At 42.8% G+C, this 25462-nt stretch carries 21 protein-coding genes; 20 read left to right on the top strand and 1 reads right to left on the bottom strand.

What is annotated here, in order from left to right:
* The 15 genes from ACZQK9_RS07645 to ACZQK9_RS07575 all read left to right on the top strand — a co-directional run bounded on the left by ACZQK9_RS07645 (window position 1) and on the right by ACZQK9_RS07575 (window position 14560).
* Window positions 1-1440 carry a hypothetical protein gene (locus ACZQK9_RS07645; protein WP_483270209.1) on the top strand — a complete coding sequence of 480 codons (1440 nt, stop codon included), beginning with the start codon at window positions 1-3 and terminating at the stop codon, window positions 1438-1440.
* Window positions 1418-2698, top strand: coding sequence for a zinc metalloprotease (locus ACZQK9_RS07640; protein WP_483270208.1), 1281 nt, complete (start codon window positions 1418-1420; stop codon window positions 2696-2698). Before ACZQK9_RS07645 ends, ACZQK9_RS07640 begins: the two co-directional genes overlap by 23 nt.
* Window positions 2695-3117: a hypothetical protein gene (locus ACZQK9_RS07635; RefSeq protein ID WP_483270207.1), complete on the top strand. Its 423-nt coding sequence runs from the start codon at window positions 2695-2697 to the stop codon at window positions 3115-3117. The genes ACZQK9_RS07640 and ACZQK9_RS07635 overlap by 4 nt, the downstream gene beginning before the upstream one ends.
* Window positions 3114-3914: a metallophosphoesterase gene (locus tag ACZQK9_RS07630; protein WP_483270206.1), complete on the top strand. Its 801-nt coding sequence runs from the start codon at window positions 3114-3116 to the stop codon at window positions 3912-3914. Before ACZQK9_RS07635 ends, ACZQK9_RS07630 begins: the two co-directional genes overlap by 4 nt.
* Window positions 3915-3957: 43 nt before the next feature.
* On the top strand, window positions 3958-4302 hold the full coding sequence (locus ACZQK9_RS07625) for an ASCH domain-containing protein (protein ID WP_249321673.1): 345 nt from the start codon (window positions 3958-3960) through the stop codon (window positions 4300-4302).
* 46 nt (window positions 4303-4348) lie between these two features.
* Window positions 4349-5071 (top strand): metallophosphoesterase, encoded by a 723-nt coding sequence (locus ACZQK9_RS07620; protein WP_483270205.1) that lies wholly within the window; start codon window positions 4349-4351, stop codon window positions 5069-5071.
* A gap of 39 nt (window positions 5072-5110) precedes the next feature.
* Entirely contained in the window at window positions 5111-6310 is a 1200-nt protein-coding gene (locus tag ACZQK9_RS07615) for a hypothetical protein (RefSeq protein ID WP_483270204.1), read from the top strand.
* Window positions 6311-6401: 91 nt separating this feature from the next.
* The gene (locus ACZQK9_RS07610; RefSeq protein ID WP_483270203.1) at window positions 6402-7073 is read left to right on the top strand and encodes a CinA family protein; all 672 of its coding nucleotides are present in this window, start codon (window positions 6402-6404) and stop codon (window positions 7071-7073) included.
* Window positions 7074-7245: 172 nt separating this feature from the next.
* A complete protein-coding gene (locus ACZQK9_RS07605) occupies window positions 7246-8331 on the top strand; it encodes an iron-containing alcohol dehydrogenase family protein (protein WP_483270202.1) in 1086 nt (361 codons plus the stop codon).
* A gap of 363 nt (window positions 8332-8694) precedes the next feature.
* On the top strand, window positions 8695-9396 hold the full coding sequence (locus ACZQK9_RS07600; RefSeq protein ID WP_483270201.1) for an ABC transporter ATP-binding protein: 702 nt from the start codon (window positions 8695-8697) through the stop codon (window positions 9394-9396).
* Between the two features lie 6 nt (window positions 9397-9402).
* Window positions 9403-12027, top strand: a complete 2625-nt coding sequence (locus ACZQK9_RS07595) for an FtsX-like permease family protein (RefSeq protein ID WP_483270200.1) — start codon at window positions 9403-9405, stop codon at window positions 12025-12027.
* Window positions 12028-12149: 122 nt separating this feature from the next.
* A complete protein-coding gene (locus tag ACZQK9_RS07590; protein ID WP_021984405.1) occupies window positions 12150-13178 on the top strand; it encodes a 3-deoxy-7-phosphoheptulonate synthase in 1029 nt (342 codons plus the stop codon).
* A gap of 72 nt (window positions 13179-13250) precedes the next feature.
* Window positions 13251-13634 (top strand): CBS domain-containing protein, encoded by a 384-nt coding sequence (locus ACZQK9_RS07585; protein ID WP_117780288.1) that lies wholly within the window; start codon window positions 13251-13253, stop codon window positions 13632-13634.
* Window position 13635: 1 nt separating this feature from the next.
* Window positions 13636-14295, top strand: coding sequence for an HAD hydrolase-like protein (locus ACZQK9_RS07580; RefSeq protein WP_483270199.1), 660 nt, complete (start codon window positions 13636-13638; stop codon window positions 14293-14295).
* Window positions 14296-14380: 85 nt separating this feature from the next.
* Window positions 14381-14560, top strand: coding sequence for a DUF951 domain-containing protein (locus tag ACZQK9_RS07575; RefSeq protein ID WP_117780289.1), 180 nt, complete (start codon window positions 14381-14383; stop codon window positions 14558-14560).
* A gap of 25 nt (window positions 14561-14585) precedes the next feature.
* Here the strand turns inward: ACZQK9_RS07575 and ACZQK9_RS07570 are convergent, their stop codons facing one another.
* Window positions 14586-16892 carry a GGDEF domain-containing protein gene (locus tag ACZQK9_RS07570; RefSeq protein ID WP_483270198.1) on the bottom strand — a complete coding sequence of 769 codons (2307 nt, stop codon included), beginning with the start codon at window positions 16890-16892 and terminating at the stop codon, window positions 14586-14588.
* Between the two features lie 265 nt (window positions 16893-17157).
* Between ACZQK9_RS07570 and ACZQK9_RS07565 the strand changes: the two genes are divergently transcribed.
* From ACZQK9_RS07565 to ACZQK9_RS07545, 5 genes are all read left to right on the top strand, one after another.
* Window positions 17158-17658: a CarD family transcriptional regulator gene (locus ACZQK9_RS07565; protein ID WP_178017128.1), complete on the top strand. Its 501-nt coding sequence runs from the start codon at window positions 17158-17160 to the stop codon at window positions 17656-17658.
* A gap of 74 nt (window positions 17659-17732) precedes the next feature.
* A complete protein-coding gene (gene fba, locus ACZQK9_RS07560) occupies window positions 17733-18596 on the top strand; it encodes a class II fructose-1,6-bisphosphate aldolase (protein ID WP_177984246.1) in 864 nt (287 codons plus the stop codon).
* Between the two features lie 177 nt (window positions 18597-18773).
* Window positions 18774-20348 (top strand): hypothetical protein, encoded by a 1575-nt coding sequence (locus ACZQK9_RS07555; RefSeq protein ID WP_483270197.1) that lies wholly within the window; start codon window positions 18774-18776, stop codon window positions 20346-20348.
* A complete protein-coding gene (locus ACZQK9_RS07550; protein ID WP_178017126.1) occupies window positions 20348-21061 on the top strand; it encodes a DUF6063 family protein in 714 nt (237 codons plus the stop codon). Before ACZQK9_RS07555 ends, ACZQK9_RS07550 begins: the two co-directional genes overlap by 1 nt.
* On the top strand, window positions 21054-25454 hold the full coding sequence (locus ACZQK9_RS07545) for a coiled-coil domain-containing protein (protein WP_483270196.1): 4401 nt from the start codon (window positions 21054-21056) through the stop codon (window positions 25452-25454). Before ACZQK9_RS07550 ends, ACZQK9_RS07545 begins: the two co-directional genes overlap by 8 nt.
* The last annotated feature ends 8 nt before the right edge of the window (window positions 25455-25462 follow it).

Here is a 25462-nt window from a genome sequence, read left to right as displayed (position 1 = left end):
ATGCATCCGTTTATGACGTTTGATTATTTGGGCGATATTGTTGAGGCAACATATAAGACAATTTACACAGGTGGAACAGAGTTTGGCAGTTGTGTGACTCGTCTTAGGCATGTATGTGGCAGATTAGCTGCTGCGGGTATGATTGCAAACACGACCAGAAAGAAAATAGAAAATTTTCTGACCAGAGATATGAATCTATCAAAAATGCAGGTAATTTCAAGACATACCAATGATGTGGTATTGGTCAATACTGAGATTCATGAGCAGGATTCATTTGATCTTAGAGAATTTATAATGTGGATTACCAAAGAATTATGCAGTGATCCAATTATGAAGAATTCTCTTTGTGGCAGGGAATCTTATGAAGGGGTTAAGCGAGTTCTCAATAGTTATGCAGATAAGGCGTTTCAGCCTCCATTGAATGAAGACTGGATTGATTTTTATGTTTGCCAGGATAAGGTGTTTTTTACGAAAAAAGATGGACAGGATATTCATTTGTATGTTCATCAGAACGAGAATATCAGTTCGCTTTTCAGTCAGGAGTATGATGATAGAGAGGATTCGCAGCTCGGAAATGAAACATTGCTAGATGGCAGAATCTATTATTTTGACAACGGAACAGTGTTTGTTCAATCAACAGAGGAATTAATTATAAGGGCAAGAAATATAAGAGGTGGAAGATATAGTTACTCAAGGATGAATGGGAAAATTGTTGATCAACTCGAGAATGGAACTCTTTTATTTGTTGAAGAAGGCATGCTTATCTGCCTGAAGAGCAATGGAACAAGGAACGAACTGGGAAACATCAAAAATATGTCACGAGATCAGATATTGAATCGTTTAAATTCTGACAGAGTTAGTAAAGAGATGTTTTGGAAAGGCTTGTTATTTACACTTTACGATTTTGAACGTATGAATTTTGACAATAAGTTAGGAAATCGACTTAGATTTGAACACTTCTTTGATGAAATTCCGATTCCATTTATGATGAATGAAGTTGTAGAAAGGCTTTCGGAAATAGAAGCGTATTGTTATGATGGAGATATTATCAAAGCCGATGGTTATATAGAGGCGATGGGATATATTATGTCCGTCGAAAATGAGCAATTGGATGAGAAAGGAACCATTGATGCTTTGATATATCTGCTAGACAATATAAAAACAAATCCATATGAACGGATTGTGAATAATTCTGGAACAGGAGTTATTAAGTGTATTGAATTTTTCTTTGGAGAAGTGGAAGAGGAGTCTGAAGTGCATTTTGAAGGAGAAGAAGAACTGAAAAAGATACTGGATGAGGCTGCAGATAATATGACAGTGGAGCAATATAACAGAAAGATTGATAGTATAATTGCAGAACTTGAAAGGCAGATTGAGGAAGAGGAACGTAAGGAAAAAGAAGCCAAGAAGCAAGAAAATGCAGAGAATGAGCAAAGATAATATAGAAGGAGGAACAAAAAGATATGGGATATATGTTGGGAATTGGAGGTGCCGTTACATATTCGGAAAGTTCAGAACTTCGAGATATTGTAAAACAGGTGTCGTTGGAGTCGATTGTTTTGGAAACGGATTCACCATATGTAATACCGGAAGGAAGAGAAACTACAATGAATGCCAAAAGATTATATGGTATTTAAACAAGGAAAGGGATGTGAGAGGTGTGCCAAAGATAAATATTGATGGAAGATACCCTTGCAAAGCAAATTGGGTAATCTTAAAATCTACGAAGAATGGTATAGTGGCTAGAAACTGTCTGAATCAGGAAACGGTAAAGCTTACAGACAGACAAGCAAAATATCTCATGAGATTAGACGGAAATAGGAATCCCTGTAAAATAAAGGGTTTTACGAAACAGGAATGTGAGGCGTATTATGACTATTTAGATAGTGAAGTGCTGATTCGGGATGAAGGAAGGACACTTCACGCTGATGGGATTATGTTGCATACAGTTTATATACCAGAGAGAAAATATGCAGGAACTATTATTCCTAAGATATTGAATTCCTTATTATGGCTGACATTTCTTCCAGTATTCCTGTATGGTTTATTTCGACTATCCAGATATGATATCGAGTTTGGCATGGAGTGTAATTATTTTTTTGCGAATGTTATTATAGGTATTGTTGGTGGACTGTTATTGGGGATGATTTTGCATGAAGTGGGGCATGCAATTGCTTGTTTGGCGAATATGAAAGGTGCATTTTTAGAGGCTGGATTTATGATTCGTGGAATTTTGCCTGGGGCGTATGTGATGATAGATGCAACAGATGTTACGAATCGACGAAAGAAAGCACAGATATATCTTGCAGGGATAGAGGTGAATCTTTTATTGTCTGGTCTGTTAATGATTTTGATGACATCTGTACGAGAGAACTCATTTCTTGGAGAGTGGAAAATTGCAATGCTATATGCAGTTGTGCAAAATGTAATTTTGGCACTTATAAATATTAGCCTTGTGGAGAATTTTGATGGGGAACATACAATGCGTGCGTTGTTTGGAGGACCAATTGTAGATGCAGCTAAGGCTAATCTAAAACAAATGTTTTCCTCTAAAAAACGCAGAAATTATTTTAGAAAGAATGGTATAAATGGAATCGCAAATATATGTACGAGTATGGTTGTCCTGGTATTTCAGATATTTATACCATTGTTAATTCTTGCAGAAATAAGTATCTTCGTGGGAGGGGTGTTTTCATGAACAAAAGATATGACATATTCAAAACAATGATTGGGATTATAACTATTGGATTGCTGATTCTTCAGTCATATGGTATGGCGCACAACAGGTTTAGTTGGTGGAACATTCCTGTTTTTATGATTCTGTTAATTTTGGCCGTAAAAAGTGTGTCTTTTATGAGAGGATGGGAAAGGATATGGATGTTTGTGATTACTTTGCTCTCAACAATCCCGTTCAATGTGAAGATGGGAGTGAATATTGTAGATTGGTATTTTGTGGATAGCTTTTTAGTTACTAAAATTATATTTAGGGTGATTGTGTATATGAGTTTATTATCCGCAGAAGAGATAATGATGTGTTTCGTTTCTAATATTATCTGGTCAGAGCAAAAAGATACTTTTTTAAATGAAGTCAGAGAAGAGGAAGATGGTAGCATATGAGAGAAAATTGGTTTTTGCTTGGGGACATTCATGGGGAGTCAGGTCCAATTGAATATTTCTATAATCAAAATAGAGATAGATTAGAGCTTGATGCCTGTAAGAATTCTATAATCCTTCTTGGCGATGTGGGATGTAATTTTGCAATTACTGGTAACCGGGATGCAAATTTCAAGAAGAATTTGTCAAGATTTCCATTTACCTATATCCTCCTCCGGGGGAACCACGAAGCACGGGTGACAGATGTAGTTGATAAGTATCCGGATAAATGGACAATCAAACAGAAATATAGCGGTACAGTATATACAGAAACGGAGTTTCCAAGTATCGAGTACCTTGACGACAAACCTGCCAGCTATATGTTCGATGGATACCGAACACTGTCGATCCCTGGGGCATACAGCATAGATAAATGGGTACGATTGTATAATCACTGGACATGGTACGAGAATGAACAACTTACAAAAGAGGAAATGGAGTATGGGAGAATGCTTATTGAGAAAGAAAAAACTTTTGATTTGGTCATTTCCCACACTTGTCCTATCGCTTATGAGCCGAGAGATTTATTTCATACAATAGTTGCCCAATCGCAGATAGATAAAACGATGGAGATGTATCTGGGAGAGATTGAAGCAACACTGAATTATCGACGCTGGGCGTGGGGGCACTTTCATGCAGATAGATTATACCCATGGGATGGCGAGAAAGAGAAACTCATGCTTTTTAATGAAAATGTAGTTGATTTAAACAAATTTATGACCATGAAGAAGAGTGATTCTTTTGAAGATATTTTGGCTTAGTCATTCCAAATGCTTTATTATATTAACGAAAGGAGATAAGACAATGATTCATTATATGAAATTGAAAAAAGATCCATTTGAAGCTATAAGATCAGGAGAGAAAATTTATGAATTAAGATTACTTGATGTAAAAAGAAAACAGATAAAGGTTGATGACCATATTGTTTTCAAAAAACTTGAAGATCAGAATGAAAGAATGGAAGTTATTGTTAAAGGGTTGTATCATTATAAATCATTCAGAGATATGTTTGAGGAAATCCCTTTTGAGAAGTGTGGCTTTGCAAATATTTCAAAAGATCTGGCTGTAGAGCAGATGTATACATATTATTCTGTAGAAGATGAGCAAAAAAATGGAGTACTTGCAATAGAGATGGAACGAACTGACTAATTTATATAGTGTACTGTTAAGATGAAGTGAGGGAGGATGATAGTCTATGACTTACCTGATATCAGATATACATTCGGATTATAAAGGTTTTTTAAACATATTACATAAAATCGGTTACAATAATCAGGATATGCTGATTTTAGTTGGAGATATCGTTGATCGTGGAGCGGAGCCGTTAAGGCTTTTAAAATATGTGAAGAGAATGGTGCAAAGCGAAGATTATAATGTGATGCTCTTGAAAGGAAATCATGAGCTTTTCTTTCAAATGTATTTACAGGGAACACTTAGTGCAGGAACCTGGGACCGATTCGGGGGACAAAAGACAAGGCAGGAAGTAGATGAGATATCCCAGATTGAAAAACATGAGTTGCAACAGTTTATAAAGAACTTACCGATATACACAAAACTGAATAGTCCAATATATGGAGAGACGATAGTGGTTCATTCCGGTATCGACATAGATTATTTAGTATATAACGAAGATGGATTTGTGGATGTGGAAGAGTCTATACAGAGAGGTGTAAAGGAGAACGAATATCAGTTTTTGATATCGGGAGATATTCATGATTGTGCAGCTGCAATACGAAGAAAGCTGGATAAATATATCATATGTGGACATGTTCCAACTACGAATCTTAATCTGGATGGATCATATCGGGTATATAAGGGCGATTCTTATATGGATATCGATACAGGAAATGGACATAAAGCGAATGGAGGATGCCTGAGCTGTTATTGTGTTGAGACGGATCAGGTAGTAACAGTTTAGACAACTTAGAATATGAGCAATCGGAAGAAGGAGAGAAGTATGATAAGAAAAATTTACTTAAGCGATGATTTATGTTTTGAAGAATCACTTGACCACTTTCTGTACAAGGAGAAAACAACCTGGGATTTTATAGGATACCGACAGAAGGCGTTGCGGGTGATTGTAAAAGCAAGCGTGGATGGACGGAGAGCCTCAAAAGAGGAGCTATTTGCGCGAGTGTATGATAAAGAATATGATACTTTTTATAATGAAGAACGGGATGGAAGACGTATTAAGCAATTAATAAGAAGTGTGCGTCAGTTGTTAACAAAGTATGATATTGAATTGCCGAGAGCAAACAAAGAGGGATATCAGATTCCAATCTGTAAAGTTGAAACCCAGTCGTTTGGCAGTAAAAAACAGAAAGAACACATATATGCGCCGGTCTGTTTTGAACCCAGTATGTATCTGGAGGCAGCAGAGATGGCTGTTTTTGAAAAAGAAAAATACTTTGAAAAAGAAAAGCATACGCTGGCATTCATGCGAGATGAATGTAGCGATGAAAGTTTAACAAGCCCAAGTGACTGGGGAGTATGGTTCTGGACCTACAGAGATGTGAAGGCAGCTTATTATTATGACCTAAGATTATATGCGGATGATGAAAATATTCAGAAAGCGGAAGATCTGTTGAAAGGTAATAAAGCTGATTCAGATATAGAACAGGCAATTTCAGAAGAACTTTTGGCTGCATTTATGGAAATGACAACAAAAGATTCTGATAGTAAAAGGACGGATGAGATAATAAGACTTACCGAAGATGCAATCAGTAAGTATGAAAAAATAATGGAGGATTATGGTAACCTCATATATGCTAAAAGAATAGGAATGTTGTTTCAACCACATTCCCAAGAGGAAATTCTGTCGACAATTGCCTGGCTAAAAGATAATCTCGGAAGTTTCTTATCAAGAACAAATCAGCAACTCGATCTGGCAGAACAACTGTTGAAGGATGCGTTATTTTTTAGAAAAAAGGACTATAATGAGATTTGGCCTATAGAAAATGATCCTGCTATAGCTTGGACGTGTATCAATATAGCGGAACTGCTTTGTAAAATACCAGGACGAGAGAAAGAAGCTCTGCATTATTGCAGAATGGCCATGTGGATCGGAGATGAATTTAAAAGACGCATTGTCAAATATGAGTTTATAGGGGATATGGCAAGTAATTTGTATGAGAAGATAAACGAGATAAAAGCATGATTTATTTCATATTAAATTCTGGTTATTTTCCTGCACTTACGTTATAATAAAGATAATTTTCAAATGAATAAACATAACCGAGGTTAAAATTATGAATATCAGAAAATGTGAAAATGATCATTTTTATAACGGAGACAGATACAAAATCTGCCCATATTGCGAGGATGCGAATCTCCTGAAAAATCCAGATACTTCGAAGCTGGAAAAAACAAAAAAGGAAAAGGCAGCTAAGAAGAAAGAACCAAAGGCTCGTCCGGTCAAGAAAAAATATGTGGAGAAGGATATCCGCCAGGACTATCATAAATTGACAGAGCTTCTGATCGAATGGAACATGTCGATTACGACGATGGAGAGTGCGACTGCCGGACAGATTGCGTCTCTGATTACGGATACAGAAGGGGCATCTGCCATCTTCAAAGGTGCGAGCATTACATATAGCAATGAGACGAAGATCATGCAGGGTGTGTCTGCAGAGGTGATTCATAAGTATACAGTGTATTCGAAGGAGACAGCGGAAGCCATGGCTGCCGCATGCGCGAATATGTATGGTGCGGACATCGGAATTGGAGTCACCGGAACGATGGGAAATACGGATCCGGACAATGCGGATGCATCGGTTCCCGGACAGGTATATTTCGCAATAAGCTTGAAAGGTAGTGTCCGGTCGTATGTTGTTGAGATTCCACAGCAGCCAAGCCGGTTAATGTACAAACTGGCGGTGGCAAAGGAAGTCTATGATGTATTGATGAGATTGTTTGAGTAAAAAGAAAGACATGATATACACATCAAAATGTATGTCATGTCTTTTTTGATGCGCAAAACACAAACAATTCACAAAGCTAAGCTTGAAAAATATGGATATCCATTATAACATATTATTAGAAGTCTGCGCCGTAAGCGGACTTCGGAATAAGACAGATGATTGGAGGCAGAATATGAAATATTACATACCGACAAAAGTATATCAGGAGATAGATGCAGTAAAAACACATGCGGAGGAGCTGACAGGTTATGGAAACTGCGCACTCATTGTGACAGGAAAATATTCTGCGCGTGCGAATGGGGCACTGGCAGATGTAGAAGCAGCGCTCGATACATATGGAAAGAAGCATGTCCAGTATGATGAGATTGAAGAGAACCCATCTGTGGAAACAGTTATGAAAGCAACTGAGTTTGGAAAGAGAAATGGCGTGGACTTCGTGATTGCGATTGGCGGCGGTTCGCCGATGGATGCGGCAAAGGCGATTGCGATTATGCTTGCCAACCCAGAGAAGGATGCAGATTATCTGTATGAGAGTGTTGCATATACAAAGGCACTTCCTGTCGTGACGATTCCGACGACTTGTGGAACCGGATCAGAGGTAACGGGCGTCGCTGTACTTACCGTCCATGCGAAGCGGACAAAGGCATCGCTGCCGCACCGTGTATTCCCGGTGCTTGCGTTGGCCGATCCGAAATATCTGAAGACTGCATCGAAGAAAGTCATCGGACAGACCGCGATTGATGCGCTTGGTCATATGATCGAAAGCTATCTGAATACCACAGCAACGGATTACAGCCGGATGTTTGTTGACCAGGGACTAAAGGTCTGGGCACGAAGCAAGGATGCTCTGCTTGGCATACGTGAGATGACAGACGAAGATTATAGCAATTTCCTGTTGGCATCGACACTTGCTGGTATGGCGATTGTGCAGACGGGAACGACGATTCCGCACAGTTTAAGCTATGCAATCACGTATGAACTTGGCGTGCCGCATGGCATTGCAATCGGATATTTCCTGCCGGGATATATTCGTGAGGCAGATGCAGCAGATCAGGAATATCTGTTATCAGCAATTGGATTTGCTTCCGTGGATGAATTCGCAGATTTCTTCCAGGTTGTGAGCGACTGTGGTATCCTGCCGGAAGAATACATCCGTCAGGTCGTTGACATTGTAGCCGATAATAAAGCGAAGCTTGCGCTCTGTCCATATCCACTTGACAAGGAAGTACTGCTCCGAATCGCAAGCTGGAGGAAGTAATATTAGTTATAGATAATTGCAAAATATAATTGGATATGAGTGAGATATAACATGATTGTTCACCTGTGATATATAATTTCATGAAGCATATGATATGTTTGCAACTTAGAAATACTTGATGTTTCATAAATAAAACAGCAGTGTTTGAACACGATGTTCAAACAAGCTGCCACTGAGCCAGGGATGGCGAATTGGCAGCGGCTGCGGAAGCATGAGAGATTGTAGATTGGAACATTTAGTATTTCTTGGTTGCAATACATTATATGCAAATGAAATTAATATATCGAATGTGAACGATATGTTATACTCAGGTATATCGATTATTTTGCAATTATCACAGATAAATCAGAAAGGAAGACGCAAATGAGTTATGTAGAGTTTAAGAACGTAAGCAAAACCTATAAGACCGGGGATGTCAAGGTTGAAGCCTTAAAGGATGCATCCTTTGAGATCGGGAAGGGCGAGATCTGCGTCATCGTCGGACAGTCGGGGGCAGGTAAGACCACCCTGCTCAATATCCTTGGTGGTATGGATCGGCTGACCGAGGGCGAGGTGTATCTGGATGGCACAGCGGTTTCAGATTATAACAAGAAGCAGCTTGCGACGTACAGACGGCGGGATATCGGATTCGTATTTCAGTTTTATAATCTGATTCCGAACCTGACTGCGCTGGAGAATGTCGAGATCGCATCGCAGTTATCGAAAGATCCGATGAATCCATCGGAGGTACTTGCGCATGTCGGACTGGAAGCGCGTATGAATAACTTCCCGGCACAGTTATCCGGGGGAGAACAGCAGCGGGTGGCAATCGCGCGTGCACTCGCAAAGAATCCGAAGCTTCTGCTCTGTGATGAGCCGACAGGGGCTCTTGATTATGAGACGGGAAAGGCAATCTTAAAGCTGCTGCAGGATTGCAGCCGGAAGCGTGGCATGACCGTTGTGATCATTACCCACAATCAGGCACTCACGGCGATGGCAGACCGGATCATTAAAGTAAAGAGTGGTAAGATTGCTTCGGTGAAGATGAATGAACAGATTGTACCGGTAGAAGAAATTGAGTGGTGATAGAAGATGCGGGCATATAGAAAAAATATACGTAGAACAATTGGACAGAGTATGGGACGGTATCTGGCAATTCTGGCAATCATTGCGCTTGGTGTTGGATTTTTCTCGGGCCTTAAAGTGACAAAACCCGGCATGGTGGAAACCGGCAATAAGTATCTGCGGGAGTATAACTTCTATGATTTCCGGCTGCTTTCTTCCATTGGTTTTGACACGGAGGCTGTGGAAGAAATGCGGAAGCAGGAGCATGTGCTTCAGGCAGATGGTTCTTATTACGAGGATATGATCTATGAAGATGCGGATGGGAAAGAGAAGGTGTTGCGTGCGCAGTCCATTACGGAGCATGTGAATACCCTGGAGCTGCGGGATGGGCGTATGCCGGAAGCGGACAATGAATGTGTGGTGGATGCATATCAGTTTAAGGGACAGGATATCATCGGACAGGAAATCGAGATTGCGGACAGCAACACGCAGGATACGAAAGATGCATTTGCACACAAGAAATACAAAGTTGTCGGTACGGTGAATTCACCGATGTATATCAATATTGAACGTGGAACGACAACGCTTGGAAATGGTCGGGTCAGTGCGTTTATCTTCATTCCGGAGGATGGATTTTCCTTCGATGCATATAAGGAAATCTATGTGAAAAGTCAGGATAGCTATGATATTTACACGGATGCTTATGATGATTTTATCGACGACGTCACCCCGGATATGGAAACAGCGTTGCAGGAGGTCACGGATAACCGGTATGACAGGCTTGTGACAGAACTGGGCAGAACCCTTGTGGAGGATGCGGTTGAAAAACAACAGCAAGAATTACAGGCAATCATGCAGGATGCACAGATTGATGCGCTCACGCAGGAGCAGATAGCCCAGATGGAGCAGTTACAGCCGCTTACACAGGAACAGCAGGATGCGCTCGTACAGGAATACGGAGAACAGGCGGCGAAGGAAGCATTTGGTGAAGTAAAGACTTACGTGCTGGATCGTTCAACCAATGTCGGTTATATGTGCTATGACAATGATACGAACATCGTCGATGGCGTAGCAAAGGTATTCCCGATTTTCTTCTTCCTGATTGCGGCACTTGTCTGTTCGACGACGATGACACGTATGGTGGATGATGAGCGTGGACAGATCGGAACATACCGGGCACTTGGCTATACGAATGGAAGCATTATGGCGAAGTATCTGATTTATTCCGGAAGCTCAGCATTTCTTGGATGCGTGATCGGATTTTTCGGAGGAAGTTATCTGTTCCCATATGTAATATCTGAGGCGTATAGGATGTTGTACGATTTTGGAACAGGCATTGAATTTTATTTTTCACCGGGACTTTTTGTAATCTGTCTGTGTGTGTCGTTGATTTGTTCGATGGGAACAGCGTTCCTTGCCTGCATCAATGAGCTTCGGTGTATGCCGGCAGAGCTGATTCGGCCGAAAGCACCGGCAGCAGGGAAGCGTATCTTACTGGAGCGGATTCCATTTATCTGGAAGCCGATGAAATTCTTACATAAGGTAACCGCACGAAATGTATTCCGATTCAAGAAGCGTATGTTCATGATGCTGCTTGGTATCGCCGGATGTACGGCACTTGTTCTGACAGGGCTTGGAGTGAAGGATTCAGTATCAAATCTGGCCGAGTTTCAGTATGGTGATATCGATACTTACGATATGGAAGTAACCTTGAATGGCACATATAACAAGGATATACAGCAGGAGGTGGAGGATGCTGTCGGTGATGGCTTTGAGGATTCCACAGCAGTCCTGAAAAGCACGGTAGAATATCATGCAGCTTCCGCAATTAAAACAGTGTATCTGATTGCTGCAGAGCCGGAAGATTTAGAAAGCTTTGTGAAGTTTGACATGACAACCAAGAATGGCGCTTATCCGGGAAACGGTGAGGTGATGTTGTCAAAGAAGATTGCGGAGATTGCGGATGTGACGGTTGGCGATTCGATTACCTTGCATGATACGGATGTGGGAGATGTGACGCTTACGGTATCGGGAATCTTCGAAAACTATGTATGGCACTACGCATATATCACACCGGAATGCTACGAGCAGTATTTTGACAAAGCATGCGAGGCAAATACAATGTATTTGCATGTCGATACAGACAGTACCGCTTATGAGGCAGGCGGAAAATTATCTGCACTCTCAAATGTGATGAGTGTCTCAGTTGTTGCAGACATCAAAGACCGTGTGGAGAATATGATGAAGATGATGGATGCGGTTGTCGGACTGGTTATCGGCAGTGCGGGTGCACTTGCATTTATCGTGTTATTCAACTTAAGCAACATCAATATTACGGAGCGTGTGCGGGAGATCGCAACAATCAAGGTACTTGGTTTTTATCCGCGAGAGACAGGATCATATGTTTTCCGCGAGAATTTCGTACTGACGCTGATGGGAATTGTGGTCGGACTACCGCTCGGATGCCTGCTGCATCGGTTTGTTATGTCCCAGATTCAGGTCGATATGGTGGCGTTTGCAACGAGAATCATGAATATCAGTTATCTGTACAGTGTTCTGATTGTACTGGCATTTCTGATTATTGTGGATCTGGTGATGCGCCGGAAAATTGATAAAATAGATATGGCGGAATCATTGAAGTCTATCGAGTAGGTATGTTATAATATAAATTGTGTCTGTATGTGCAAGTCAGACTGTGTATTCAAAAAAACAGCTTAGATATGTATTTGCGAATATTGACAAAGACGCATAAGTAATATTTGGAGGAAAAAGAAATGGGTTTACATATGGTAAAGGCGGTTCCAACGCCGGAAGAGATTCGTGCAGCGCATCCAATGGACAAAGAGTTACAGGAGATCAAGGCAAAAAGAGATGCTGAGATCAAGAAGATATTTACCGGGGAATCCGATAAGTTTATCGCAATCATTGGTCCCTGCTCTGCGGATTATGAGAATTCTGTGCTTGATTATCTGTGCAGGCTGGCAGCCGTTGCTGAGAAGATCAAAGATAAGGTTTTTGTAATTCCAAGAATCTATACGAATAAACCGCGTACAAACGGTTCCGGATATAAGGGCATGCTGCATCAGCCGAATCCGGAGGATAAGCCGGATTTCATCGAGGGTGTGAAGGCAATCCGTAAGATGCACATCAAGGCAATCCGTGAGACAGGACTGACTGCGGCTGATGAGATGCTGTATACAGATAACTGGCCATATCTCGAGGATATTTTATCTTATGTGGCAATCGGTGCAAGAAGTGTGGAGAATCAGGCACATCGTCTGACATCCAGCGGTATTGACGTTCCGGTTGGAATGAAGAATCCGACAAGCGGTGATTTCGCTGTCATGCTCAATTCCTGTGTGGCCGCACAGGCAAAACACACATTCCTGTTCTCCGGTTATGAGGCAAAGACAGATGGAAATCCATTGGCACACTGTATCCTGCGTGGATCTTTGAGTAAGAGCGGACGTTCCATTCCAAATTATCATTACGAGGATCTGAAGTATCTGGCAGAAGCTTATGGCAAGTACAAGCTTGTAAATCCAGCCTGTATTGTAGATGCAAACCACAACAACTCCGGTAAGAAGTGGGATGAGCAGCCACGTATTGTAAATGAGATTTTACATAGCAGAAGACATAGCGATGAGGTAAAGCATCTGGTTAAGGGCGTGATGGTAGAAAGCTATATCGAAGATGGAAATCAGCCAATCGGTGGTGGATGCTATGGCAAGTCAATCACAGATCCTTGCCTTGGATGGAAGAAGACAGAGAGACTGCTTCTGGAGATGGCAGAGCAGCTGTAAGCAAAATGAGACTTATGTATAGGCTGCTGGTTCGAATCAATCAGCAGCTTATTTTGAGCCAGGAGGTTACATATGAATATATTTAGTATTTTGATTCCGAAGCACACATTGACGTACTTAAATGCAAATGATCCTCTGGATCAGGCAGTTGCTTTTCTGCTTGGTGCCACATATACGGCAATCCCTGTGGTGGATGACCAGGGACGGTATGTCGGAATCGCGAGCGAGGGTGATTTTCTGCGTGCGGTCATGGAACACGGGCGCGAAAACCTTGCGAAGTACAAGGTAGCAGATATCGTCAATAAAGACGAGGGTGCCAAGGTATTAAATACCGTGGAAAAAGATGAGATTATGGAAAGGATTCTGGATCGGAATTTCCTCTGTGTGGTAGATGACCGGGATTGTTTTATCGGCATTATCACACGAAAGAGTATCATTCTGTACCTGAAGAACTGATATGTATAAGTATGTATTTTTGGATCTTGATGGGACGATTACGGAACCGGAAGAGGGCATCATCAATGGTGTGTTGTATGCGCTTTCGAAGTTTGGAATTACAGTAGAAGATCGGACGACGTTGTATCCTTACATTGGCCCCCCACTTAGGGATTCGTTCCGGGAATTTCATGGACTCTCGGAAGAAGAGGCAGAACAGGCGGTGTTGTATTACCGGGAATATTACAGCACGAAGGGCATCTATCAAAATGGTATCATGCCGGGGATGAAAGATGCATTTCGGACGCTTCAGGAGCGTGGTTGTCATCTGTATGTGGCGACGTCGAAACCGGAGCTTTATGCAAAACAGATTCTGGAATATCTGAGGTTAGATGGATATTTTGATATCATTGCCGGCAGTACCTTTGATAAATCGAGGGATACGAAAGCCGCGGTAATCGAGTATCTGCTTACAGGGATTGCGCCGGATCAGACAAAACCATCGGTGAGCGATATTATCATGGTAGGAGACCGGAAATTTGATGTGCTTGGTGCCAGGGTGTTTGGAATTGAGACAATCGGAGTCCTGTTTGGATACGGAAGTAAAGAAGAGTTTGAAGCCTGTGACTGCAGATATCTTGCAGAAAATGCGGAGGAAATGGTACGGATCATCCTGCGATAATGCACGGGAACATAGGCAATTATGATAGTCTATGGAATGTGTCAGTTTGTATGATTGATGCAATATAGGAAAGAGGTTATAGCGGATGGATTTTCAGATTGGACAGATCATTCGGATGAAGAAGCCACATCCATGTGGTGGAAACACATGGGAGATTCAGCGTGTCGGCATGGATTTCCGGTTGAAATGCCAGACTTGTGGGCATATGGTTATGATTCCAAGACGCGTGGTAGAAAAAGGCTTTCGCGGATTTGTAGAAGAATAAAAAGAAAAAGTAGAGCGGTTTTGCTCTACTTTTTTTGCTTTTCTTTCTTTGCTTTTTTTTCGATATACAGTTTTTTATCTGCCTGTTCTAACACCTTTTCAATATCCAGATCTTTTGAGCAGGCAACCTCGCAGATACCGATACTCATTTCAATCCGGTATGGTTTTTGTGCCATCTGGTTATGCCGTTCTGTGATTTCTTCAATACGGTGTTTCATAATCTTTTCATAATTTGGAATACCTAGTAGTGCGAAAGCTACAAACTCGTCTCCGCCAAAACGGGAGATGACATCTGTATTTCGGAAGGCTTCCTTTAAGATCATACCGATTTCCCGTAGAGCAAAATCGCCTTCGTCATGTCCAAATTTATCGTTGATTATTTTTAGATTATCCATATCCGCATAGAGGACGAGAACCTCGCGGTTCTGGTTCATTGGATTCTCAATGATTGTTTTGACATAATCTAAGAATCCCCAACGGTTGTATAAGCCGGTCAGCTGATCGGTCTTGGAGATTTCTTTTAAAATCAGGTTATGCTTGGACATCTGTTCCAAGTTTTGCTGCAGATGTTCGCTGATTCCTTTCTGCTGTTCTAACAAAAGCATCGTCTTTAATGCAGCGGAAATATGGATGCCAAGTGATGGAATCATATTGAAATAATCAATCTCCGTATCACAGATAATCAGGCCAAGTAACTGTTCCTGGGAAAACAACGGAGCGAGAATATAGGTTCTTCGTTTATCCTGCTGCATCTTCGTGTTGTTGAAGATACTGTTAACCGTTACAAGCTGTTCATTTTTGGGAACACCGAAGGAATGATTTTCAATTGTGTAGGCACGTAACAGCAAGGAATCCGGTTTGCGGAATACCGTATCGTGTGGATGATTGATCGGCTGCTTGAACGTATATAAGAACGAAGAGTGGATGCCGATTGCACTCATATTTTTCAGGATGGATTCAAATGGAAGCTCCATCAATCTGGATTGTGACAGGTTTGCACTGATTTCATCAACAAGATGTGTAATCTGCGCCATACTGCTGTACTGCTTCTGGTAGGTACGGAAATTGGAGATGGAAAGCTGCTGATACATCGATGAAAAGACATCGACAAAAGCTATCCGGTTCTCAGGATCTTTAATCTGTCGTTCTAATACAAACTGTAAGGAGAACAGCAGATTTACAAAAAGCTCTACTGAAGTATAAGAAAAAATCGGTTGTTCAATAATTTGAGTGAAAATTGTTTTGACATCCATCCGATCAGATGCAATATCGTCTGATATGGTAAGGTCACAGATCAGACGGAGAAAAACGGACAAATCATCCTTTAACTGAAGGATAATATTTGTATCCGCATAAGTACTGAACAGATAGTTCATAATATGTTTCAAAATCTCCGGGCGTTTTTTCTCGTCGAGAAGCCCAGCCAATTGAAGCTTGGCTGCCAGAGAATCATAATCATAGTTTGCACAGCCGCAGGAACAGCGGTGAATATAATGGGTTGCAACACGCTGTGCGACAGGTGCTGCATTTTCGTCTAAGAAATCCGCTGTATGGATGATAGCCTTGTATGCAAGCTCGGCTGCATTTGCTTCTACCGTTGTGAGTGGAGGGTTCAATGTGGAGGCGAAAGGCGCATTATCGAAGCCGATTGCCAAGATATCTTTGCCGGCCTTCAAACCAAGCTTGGCGAATACACGATATCCGCCCTTTGCCATCTCATCATTTGCAAATACGATGGCATCTAATTCCGGATGAGTAGAGACGAAAGCTCCAATCAGCTTTTCACTGCTATCCTCGAAATTGCCGTAAACAACGTAGTTTTTGTTATACGGAATATTCTGTTCTTCCAGAACCTTTTTGTAGGCATTCAGACGTTCCATCGCATCAATATTGGTTTTTGGTCCGCTGACATAGCCAATGTTCTTTGCACCGTGATCGATGATCAGATGCCGGATGCCCTGCATGAAGGCTCCCTGATTATCAAAAATCATAGAAGGATATCCAGGCATATCGGTGTAGAGAATGACAACCGGAATTCCAAGAAACTGTGCAAGGAATCTGCGACGTGCATCGAGGTCGACACGACAACCAATCAATCCCATCATAATATATAGGATATCCAGGTGATTATCATTTGCAAACTGGAACAGGGTATTATACTGATATTCGTATTGTAAATGGTCATCAGAAATAAGGGTATTATCAAGATACATACCCGGGAAAATATACATATTTGCATCGATAGCACGTGCGCCAAGTTCAGCACCTTTGACTGCCTCTGATGTAAAAGGAGTATTCAAATCATTGATTAACAATCCTATATTTTTTCTCAAAGAAAACTCACCCCTTGTTCCATAAAAAACGTAAACCTTATAACTTCATTATCGACATTTTACACGAAAATTCAACTTTATTTTCTTAAAATGTAAAAATTGTAGCATGTTATTGTGAAAAAACACAAAAAAGCAGCAAACCATCTTTGTAAAAGTGCTGAAAATAATGAGATTCAGAAAAACCGACTTACGAATTGGTGGCAAAAGTGATATCATAAATAGGAAAGATATCAGAGGGGTTGAACAGAAAGATGGAGGCGAGAGAGTGTTTCATGTAGGAGATTATATCGTATATGGAAGCAATGGCATATGCCGTGTGGAAGAGATTACACACCCGGATATAGCGGGAATTGATGAGGACAAATTGTATTATGTGCTGGTGCCGGAAAAGACAAGAGACAGCCGGTTGTTCTGCCCAACGGACAATAACCGGGTGGTGCTTCGTAGTGTGATTACAGCGGAGGAGGCATCTGCATTAATGGATGAGGTCAAAGAGATTGAACCGTTGCAGGTCGAAAGTGAGCGTATGCGGGATGACAGCTACAAAAAGGCGATGAAGAGCTGTGATCTTCGTCAGTGTGTAAAGGTCATTAAGGCGCTGTTGATCCGAAAGGAAGAGCGCGCGGCAATTGGGAAAAAGGTAACCGTGACGGATGAGCGGTATATGAAGCTTGCAGAAGATGGATTGTATAGTGAACTGGCGTTGGTCATGGGAAAAGACAGGGAAGAGATCAAAGAGAAATTTTTAGATTATTGTAAGCAATAGTCTTTTATTTTTTCAGATAGTATAGTATAATATACCTATCTAGGATAAAATTAAAGAAAATGGAGGAATTACAAATGTTAGTTTCAGCTACAGAAATGTTGAAAAAGGCTAAAGCTGGTCATTACGCAGTTGGTCAGTTCAACATCAATAACCTTGAGTGGACAAAGTCAATTCTTTTAACAGCACAGGAATTAAACTCCCCAGTTATCCTTGGTGTATCTGAGGGTGCCGGAAAGTATATGACAGGATTCAAGACAGTTGCAGCTATGGTTAAGGCTATGGACGAGGAACTCGGAATCACAGTTCCAGTAGCACTTCATTTGGATCATGGAACATACGAAGGATGTTATAAGTGTATCAAGGCTGGCTTCACATCTATCATGTTTGATGGTTCTCACTATCCATTCGAAGAGAACCTTGCAAAGTCTACAGAGCTCGTAAACGTAGCTCATCAGCTTGGTCTTTCTATCGAGTGTGAAGTTGGTTCCATCGGTGGAGAAGAAGATGGCGTTGTAGGTATGGGTGAGTGTGCAGATCCTGAAGAATGTAAGACAATCGCTGATCTTGGCGTAGACATGCTTGCTGCAGGTATTGGTAATATCCATGGTAAGTATCCAGCAAACTGGAAGGGACTTTCTTTCGAGACATTGGATGCTATCCAGCAGAAGACAGGTGTTATGCCTCTCGTACTTCACGGTGGTACAGGTATTCCTGCTGATATGATCAAGAAGGCAATTACACTTGGTGTATCTAAGATCAACGTAAATACAGAGTGTCAGCTTTCATTCCAGGAAGCTACAAGAAAGTACATTGAAGCTGGAAAGGATCTCGAAGGTAAGGGATTTGATCCACGTAAGCTCCTTGCACCTGGTGCAGAGGCTATCAAGGCAACAGTAAAAGAGAAGATGGAACTTTTCGGATCTGTTGGTAAGGCTTAATCAGTAACTTCTTTAAAAAGACTAGATACGAGTCGCTCTACATCATGTAGGGCGACTTTTTTCGATGTTTTTCTTCTGTATTTCTCTTGTTTCCTGTGCCTGCATGTATTATAATTATTATAATTATGCGGCAGTATGCCCTTTTATGTAAACTACTGCCGAAGCAGGAGAAAACGCATGGCTTTAAAACACGTGATGATCAACGATATAATTGCAGAACACAGTGCGCGGATGCAGAATCTGAAAAAGTACTATCCGTTTTTTGTGTTGAATGAAACGACCTTTGCACAGTACAAGGAAGGAAGGTATGCGTTTTTAGATATGGGATATATCACGATGGCGTCTCTGCGTTTTTTTATCAATGAAAACAATTTCCATGAGAAAGACGTCACGTATGAAGAATATGAGGATTTCCTGCGGGAGCTTCTGGTGCGGGATTTTAAGCTGGAAGAGGAACCGTCAGAACTGCGGGAACTGATCTCCTATATTTTTGACAAGATTAAAAATGACGGACGCGCATTTGAGTTTCATTTCTATGATCCGGAGGTGCGGGAAAATAAGGTTGCTCGTGTGAAGCTGATCGACAGCCATATCACACAGGGGACGGTTTATTATACGATTACGCCAGAGGGCATTGAATTCTATCTGGATACTAAGGAGATTAAGGACGAGAGCAAGATCAATGTGTCCCAGCTGTTGCTCGAAAAGATGATCAATGCCAATAATTTCAAGGGTGGTATTGATGTCGTGCGCCGGATTAACAGCCAGGTAATATCCCTGCTCGAGCAGAAGGAACAGGTCGTGAAACTGCTTGGCGTCGATGTGTTTGAGGGCGCTAAAGCATATGAGCATTTTATGGATACGACGGCAAAGTGGTTTACCGAAGAACAGAAATTATTTGTGAAGAACAAGGCACTGGTCGATAAGGCGATTGAAAAGGCAGAGTTTGAACGCGATACCGATGGCAGTTCGCCGACCCTGCATTCGAAGGCACTCGCAGAGATTAGTCAGTTGGAGACAGAGTTAAAGAAAACGATTTATAATCATAGCCGCCTGATCGGAGAGACAACCGAGCTGTCGCAGTTATCCGATCAGATCATCAACCGGGCAAAATTACGAAAATTAAGACCGGTCTTTGATTTCAAGCAGGCATTAAATACGATCATGAAGCAGGATCAGCCGGATCTGCTGGCACATGTGCTGGAACCGTTGTTTGCACCGCGGGTGGAGAAATATTTCACGATGCGGAACATCGACAATATCCTGACACTACGAAGTGATGAGAAGCAGGAGACAGAGAAGATTGAGAAGCGCGAACTGACACCGGATTTCAAGTATGAGGATGAGATTCTGGAGGAAAAGATCGGACGAAACTTCGCCCATCTGTTCTATGAGCTTTGCGATCAGCTGAAGAAATGGAACCATGTTACATTGAAGGAATACAATGGAATCCTTGAGATTAAATTTGGTGAGGAAATCTATGCGAACCGCGATTATTATGCGTTTTTAGTACATTTATCCGGGAAGCGGATGTATCAGGTAGACAGGATGCTGGAAAAGCAGGAGACAATGCTGGAAGAGATGGTGGTTGAACATCTGACGGAAGAGGAGAAGGAGCGCATCCGGGATATTCGATTCACAATCACATTTGGAACGGATGAAGTAGAGATCAAACCACAGATGCGGGATGCAGAAGGTGTCGTGCCGTTTGTGGTAACGGATATGAATTTTGAAAGGGAGGCAGCCGAGTAATGGAACAGCGAAATCTGGAAAAAGCATTGGATGTATATGCCGCGTTGATTACCGGACAGGAAATCTCCAGAAGCAATCCGGACACACGGGATCTGTATGAAGAGTTTTATGCAAATGCTGTTGTGTATGACATTGTAACCAAGATGATGAAAAAACTGAATCTGAATTTATATGAATATCAGGATGCGGTTTATCTGACTGCCGGAGAGGGCAACCGCGTGTTTGGATATACAAACGATGATATGAAGCGGCTGCTTGGTTTGCGGTTAAACCGGGAGCTGTATATGGTGTATTTTATCATGTATAATTTCCTGTTATTGTTCTATCAGGATTCTGCATCGTATCAGGTGAAGGAATATGTGCGGCTTGAAGATATTTTAGAGCAGGTGACGGCATATCTCGCGTCGATCACGAAGGACCTGTCGGTGTATTCGATGAGTGATGTGGAGGCGGACAGCTTCAAGTCGCTGGCGCTTTTGTGGGATGAGCTTCCACTTGTGACTTCGGATGAGAAGGACAAGAACCGTGCCAGCCGTGCGTCGCGGACCGGATATGTGAAGCTGACGTTTAACTTCCTGCAGGAACAGAAATTATTTATTGCGGTGGAGGACCGCTATTATCCTACCAATCGTTTCCATGCAATTGTGGAGAACTATTTCGAGGAATACAAGGGAAAAATCTACAAAGTACTGGGAGGAGAGACAAATGCCTAGTATCAACCGTATTCGTGTCAACAATGTAAAATATAATTTCGGAACGCAGTACTACGATGATTTTACCATGCGGATGTATGGAAAGAACACCCTGTACGATCTGGCCAACGGTGGCGGAAAGAGTGTACTGATGCTGCTTTTGATGCAGAACATGATCCCGAACTGTACGCTCGATGAGAAACAGCCGATCGAGAAGCTGTTCCGTACCGGAAATGGAAATACAACGATCCATTCCCTTGTCGAATGGAAGCTGGATGAGCAGGATCGCAAGGAAGGCTATCGCTATATGACGACAGGATTCTGCGCGCGCAAAGCGAAGGACGTCGAGGGCGAGACGACCAAGAAAGATGTGGCAGCGATAGAGTATTTTAATTACTGTATCTTCTACCGGGAATACAATAAAAACGATATTATCAACCTGCCGTTGTCGAAAGACAAAGAACGTATTACCTTTCAGGGACTGCGGAATTATCTGAAAGAGCTGGAACACCGTGATATGTCGCTGAAGGTCTGTATCTTTGACCGGAAGGGTGAGTACCAGCGGTTTATCAGTGGATATGGTCTGCATGAGAGCCAGTGGGAGATCATCCGCGGAATCAATAAGACCGAGGGACATGTGCGTACATATTTCGAGACGAATTATAAGACGACGCGGAAGGTCGTAGAAGATCTGTTGATCGAGGGCATCATCGAGAAAGCGTATGCGGTAAAGACGATGCGTGATGGCGAGGACTCCGACACGATGGCGAAGATGCTCATGGATATCAAGGAGCAGCTTACGATTCTTGCAAGGAAGAAAAAAGATATTACAAGCTACGACCATCAGGCGGAGCTGATTGAGGTGTTGCGGGATAAGGTCGCCTCCTTTATGAGTCTGTATCAGGAGCAGACGAATATGGAGAAGCTTCTGGCAGATATCTGTGTGACCGGAGAAGAATTCGTGAAAAATGATGCCAAGACGCTGGAGAAGCTGGAGCAGACACGCAATGAGAAGCGTGCAGCAAAGGATGAACAGAGAAAACGGATGGAATGTCTGAAGGTGGCACGGGATAAACGACATCTTGAACAGCTTTACGGACAGATCAAGCAGGCAGAAAAACAGCTTTCTATGGAGCAGAGCCGGCTGGAGACAGAGCGGGCAGAGCTTGCCAAAAAGGAGAGCATCAACGAGTATCTCGAATATGTGGATGACCGTAAAAAAAAGGATGAACTGGAGGCGTGGGTAAAGGCGCAGATGAATGCATCAGCCTTTGATGAGACGCAGTTATATACCTATGCCTATAATATAAAGATGCGTATGGATGTGCAGATGACAAATCTGCGTAATCAGATTGCAAATGATGCAGAAGAATTAAAACGTGAGGTCGCAAAGCAGAAATACAATGAGAAGATGCTTGCGGAGATGCAGGTGCAGCAGGCAGTGTATGAGCATAGCAAGCAGGAAGCCGATGCACAGATCCGGCAGTTATCCGAACAGCTTTCTGCAATCCGTATGGAGATGAATGAAATCCGGTTTACGAAAGCGGATGAGCAGCTTGCAGAGTCCAAAGAGGTACTGACATCTTTGCAGGAACAACAGACACAGGAGGAAGCGTTTGTTGCAGATTGTAAGAAGCAGGAGGAAGTACAGAAGGAATGTCTGATGCAGCTTCGCCTGCAGCAGGCAGAAAATGAGAAGCAGCTTGCGGAGCTTCTGACGAAGGAACAGGCATTCGAGGAAGCAGCAGAAAAGCTGCATAAGATACAGACAATTTACGGGGCATCTGAGATAGAAGCACTGTCAGATGTGCTGTCAGATCGTATCCGCGATGCGGTGCTTAAGATAGAGGCCTTGAAAAAGCAAGGCGTGGAATGTGCCAAGAATGCGGAACGGCTGGCAGATGGCAGACTGATCGGAGTGTCGGAGGCAGCGAAAAAGGTATTAGATTATATTGAGACACGGCATGGCAGTGCAGCCATGTACGGTATGGATTATGTATCTGCCCTGCCGGCAGACAAGCAGGCAGTTGTCCTTTCGGCAAATCCACAGCTTGTCTATGGGGTTGTGGCAGAGGACTACGAGACGTTGGTAGAAGATCCGAATATCCGCACAATCGATACTGGCGAAGTTCCAATCTATATTTATGATCGTGACCGAATGGAAGAGATGGCGATGCACCTTGGAGACAATGTGTTTGCGGTGTCAGCAACACCGGAGTATCTGCTGGATGCAGAGACGATCAGCACACTGGTCGCAAAGGAGCGGCAGCGGGAAACAGAGATTGGTGATCAGCTCGCAATGCAGGAGGAGATGCTTTCCGCATACCGCGAGGATCAGGCATTTTTGATCCGATTGTCTGACCGGGATCTGTTGGAGGCGGGAAAACGGCTGGCAGATGCAAGAAAGACGGCAGCAAAATTAGAGACACAGCTTACCGATTGTATGGATGAGCTGGAAACTATCCGAAAGCAGATTGCAGCATCGAAAGATAAACAGGAAACATGTAAGCGGGAATACGAAGCATGTTTACAGGATGTGAACCGTCTATATACGGTGGAACAGCTGACCTCGGTGATTGCCACACAGGAGCAGCGGCAGGCAGAGGCACAAAAGGAACTGGAACGTCTGGAAGAACAGAAAACATCGTTCATGGCGCAGGGGGGAGACAGCCGGCTGGATACAGAACAGACAGAGGCGAAGCTCCGTTTCATGCAGGAGCAGTTAGATACACTCACACGGGAGTGGAAGGAAAATTACGAAGCGTATTATAATATTGATCAGGAGTACGATGTGCTGACGATATCGGACGAGGATCTGCGAGCACGATTCCAGACGATGGTTGATGAAAACCGGGGTGATATGCGCGCAATGGAGGATAAACAGCTTGTGATTGCGACATTACTTGCTTCGATGGAGAAATCCAGAAAGTCGATTGAACGCAGAGGCGTCGATTTCAAGGAACTGGTAGATCTGGAAAGCCGGAATCTACTTTATTTGTCGGATGATGCGGTGCTGGCAGTGTGCCGGGAGAATATCGCACAGACGAAGGAACAGTCAAAGAAAGAAGAGCGGCAGCTTGCCGAGATTCGTTCGAAAGCAGACAAGCTGGATGGAAGCATTCAGTATGCGATTGAGAATATCCAGAATGGATATGGCGACTATGAGGAAGTGGATGCCAGTGAGTCGGAGATTATTGCGAGTCTCGAAAGCGGACAGACATTGCTTGCACGTCTGGAGGCGGAAGCTAAAGCGTGTGACGAAGAGTACCATACCTATGAGAAACGGCAGCGGTATATGACGGATCTGTATAAGGATGTCAAGCGGATCGTAACGACACACGAGATCAGCCTGGAAGATGCGACCCCAATGTTAGAGGATAAAGAGACATTGCGTGAACTGTTTGAATCTCAGCTTATGAATTTTGACCGGACAAGCAAACAGCTTGACCGTGCCAAAAATGAGCTGCTCAAATTCAAGGGCAATACCGCGCAGACGTTTGATGAGATGCATGCATATGAGCTTGCCGGAACGATCCGGGATGATGTACGGATACCAGAGAATTATGCAGAGGCAAAAACGCTGGTGGACAATCTGGAGTCTATGGTTGGATATGTACGTCTGGAGCGTGACCGCGTGGAGAAAAGCCTGACGGATATGGAAGGACTCAAAGCAAACTTCGAGGAGCAGTGTTTACAGCGGTGTCTGGATGTGCGGACGGAGTTGGATAAATTGCCGAAGCTTTCCCGGATCATTATGGAGGACGAAGTAATCCAGATGGTAGGCTTGCAGGTGCCATATGTGAAGGATGAGTTTTTGAAACAGCGGATGTCGGATTATGTAGATCGTATCGTGGCACAGGCAGACGATTATGAGCAGGATCGCGACCGGATGAAATTCATCCGGAACAGTCTGACGTTGAAGAAGCTGTTCAGTGTGATCGTAACGGATATGAATGCAATCAAGCTGAGCTTATATAAGCGGGAGCGGATCAAAGAACAGAGCCGTTATCTGAAATACGAGGAGGCAGTCGGAAGCACCGGTCAGTCGCAGGGTATATATATCCAGTTTTTGATTTCCATCATCAATTACATTTCCGGCATGTACCGGATTGGAAATGAGGATACGGGAACAAAGACGATCTTTATTGATAATCCGTTTGGTGCTGCGAAGGATGTGTATATCTGGGAGCCAATCTTCGCGCTGCTTGCAGCAAATCATGTGCAGTTAATTGTACCGGCGCGTGGCGCGACACCAGCAATCACCGGACGGTTTGATGTCAATTATATTTTGGGACAGCAGATGGCTGGCGGAAAGCAGCTGACCGTGGTTGTCGACTATACAAGCAAAGTCGAGCAGGAGGAGCTTGTTTATCAGGATCTCGAATATGAACAGGTCAGCTTCGACTTTATATAGCAGGGAAA

This window comes from Wujia sp., assembly GCF_056872695.1.
This window is presented reverse-complemented; position numbering and strand designations above follow the sequence as displayed.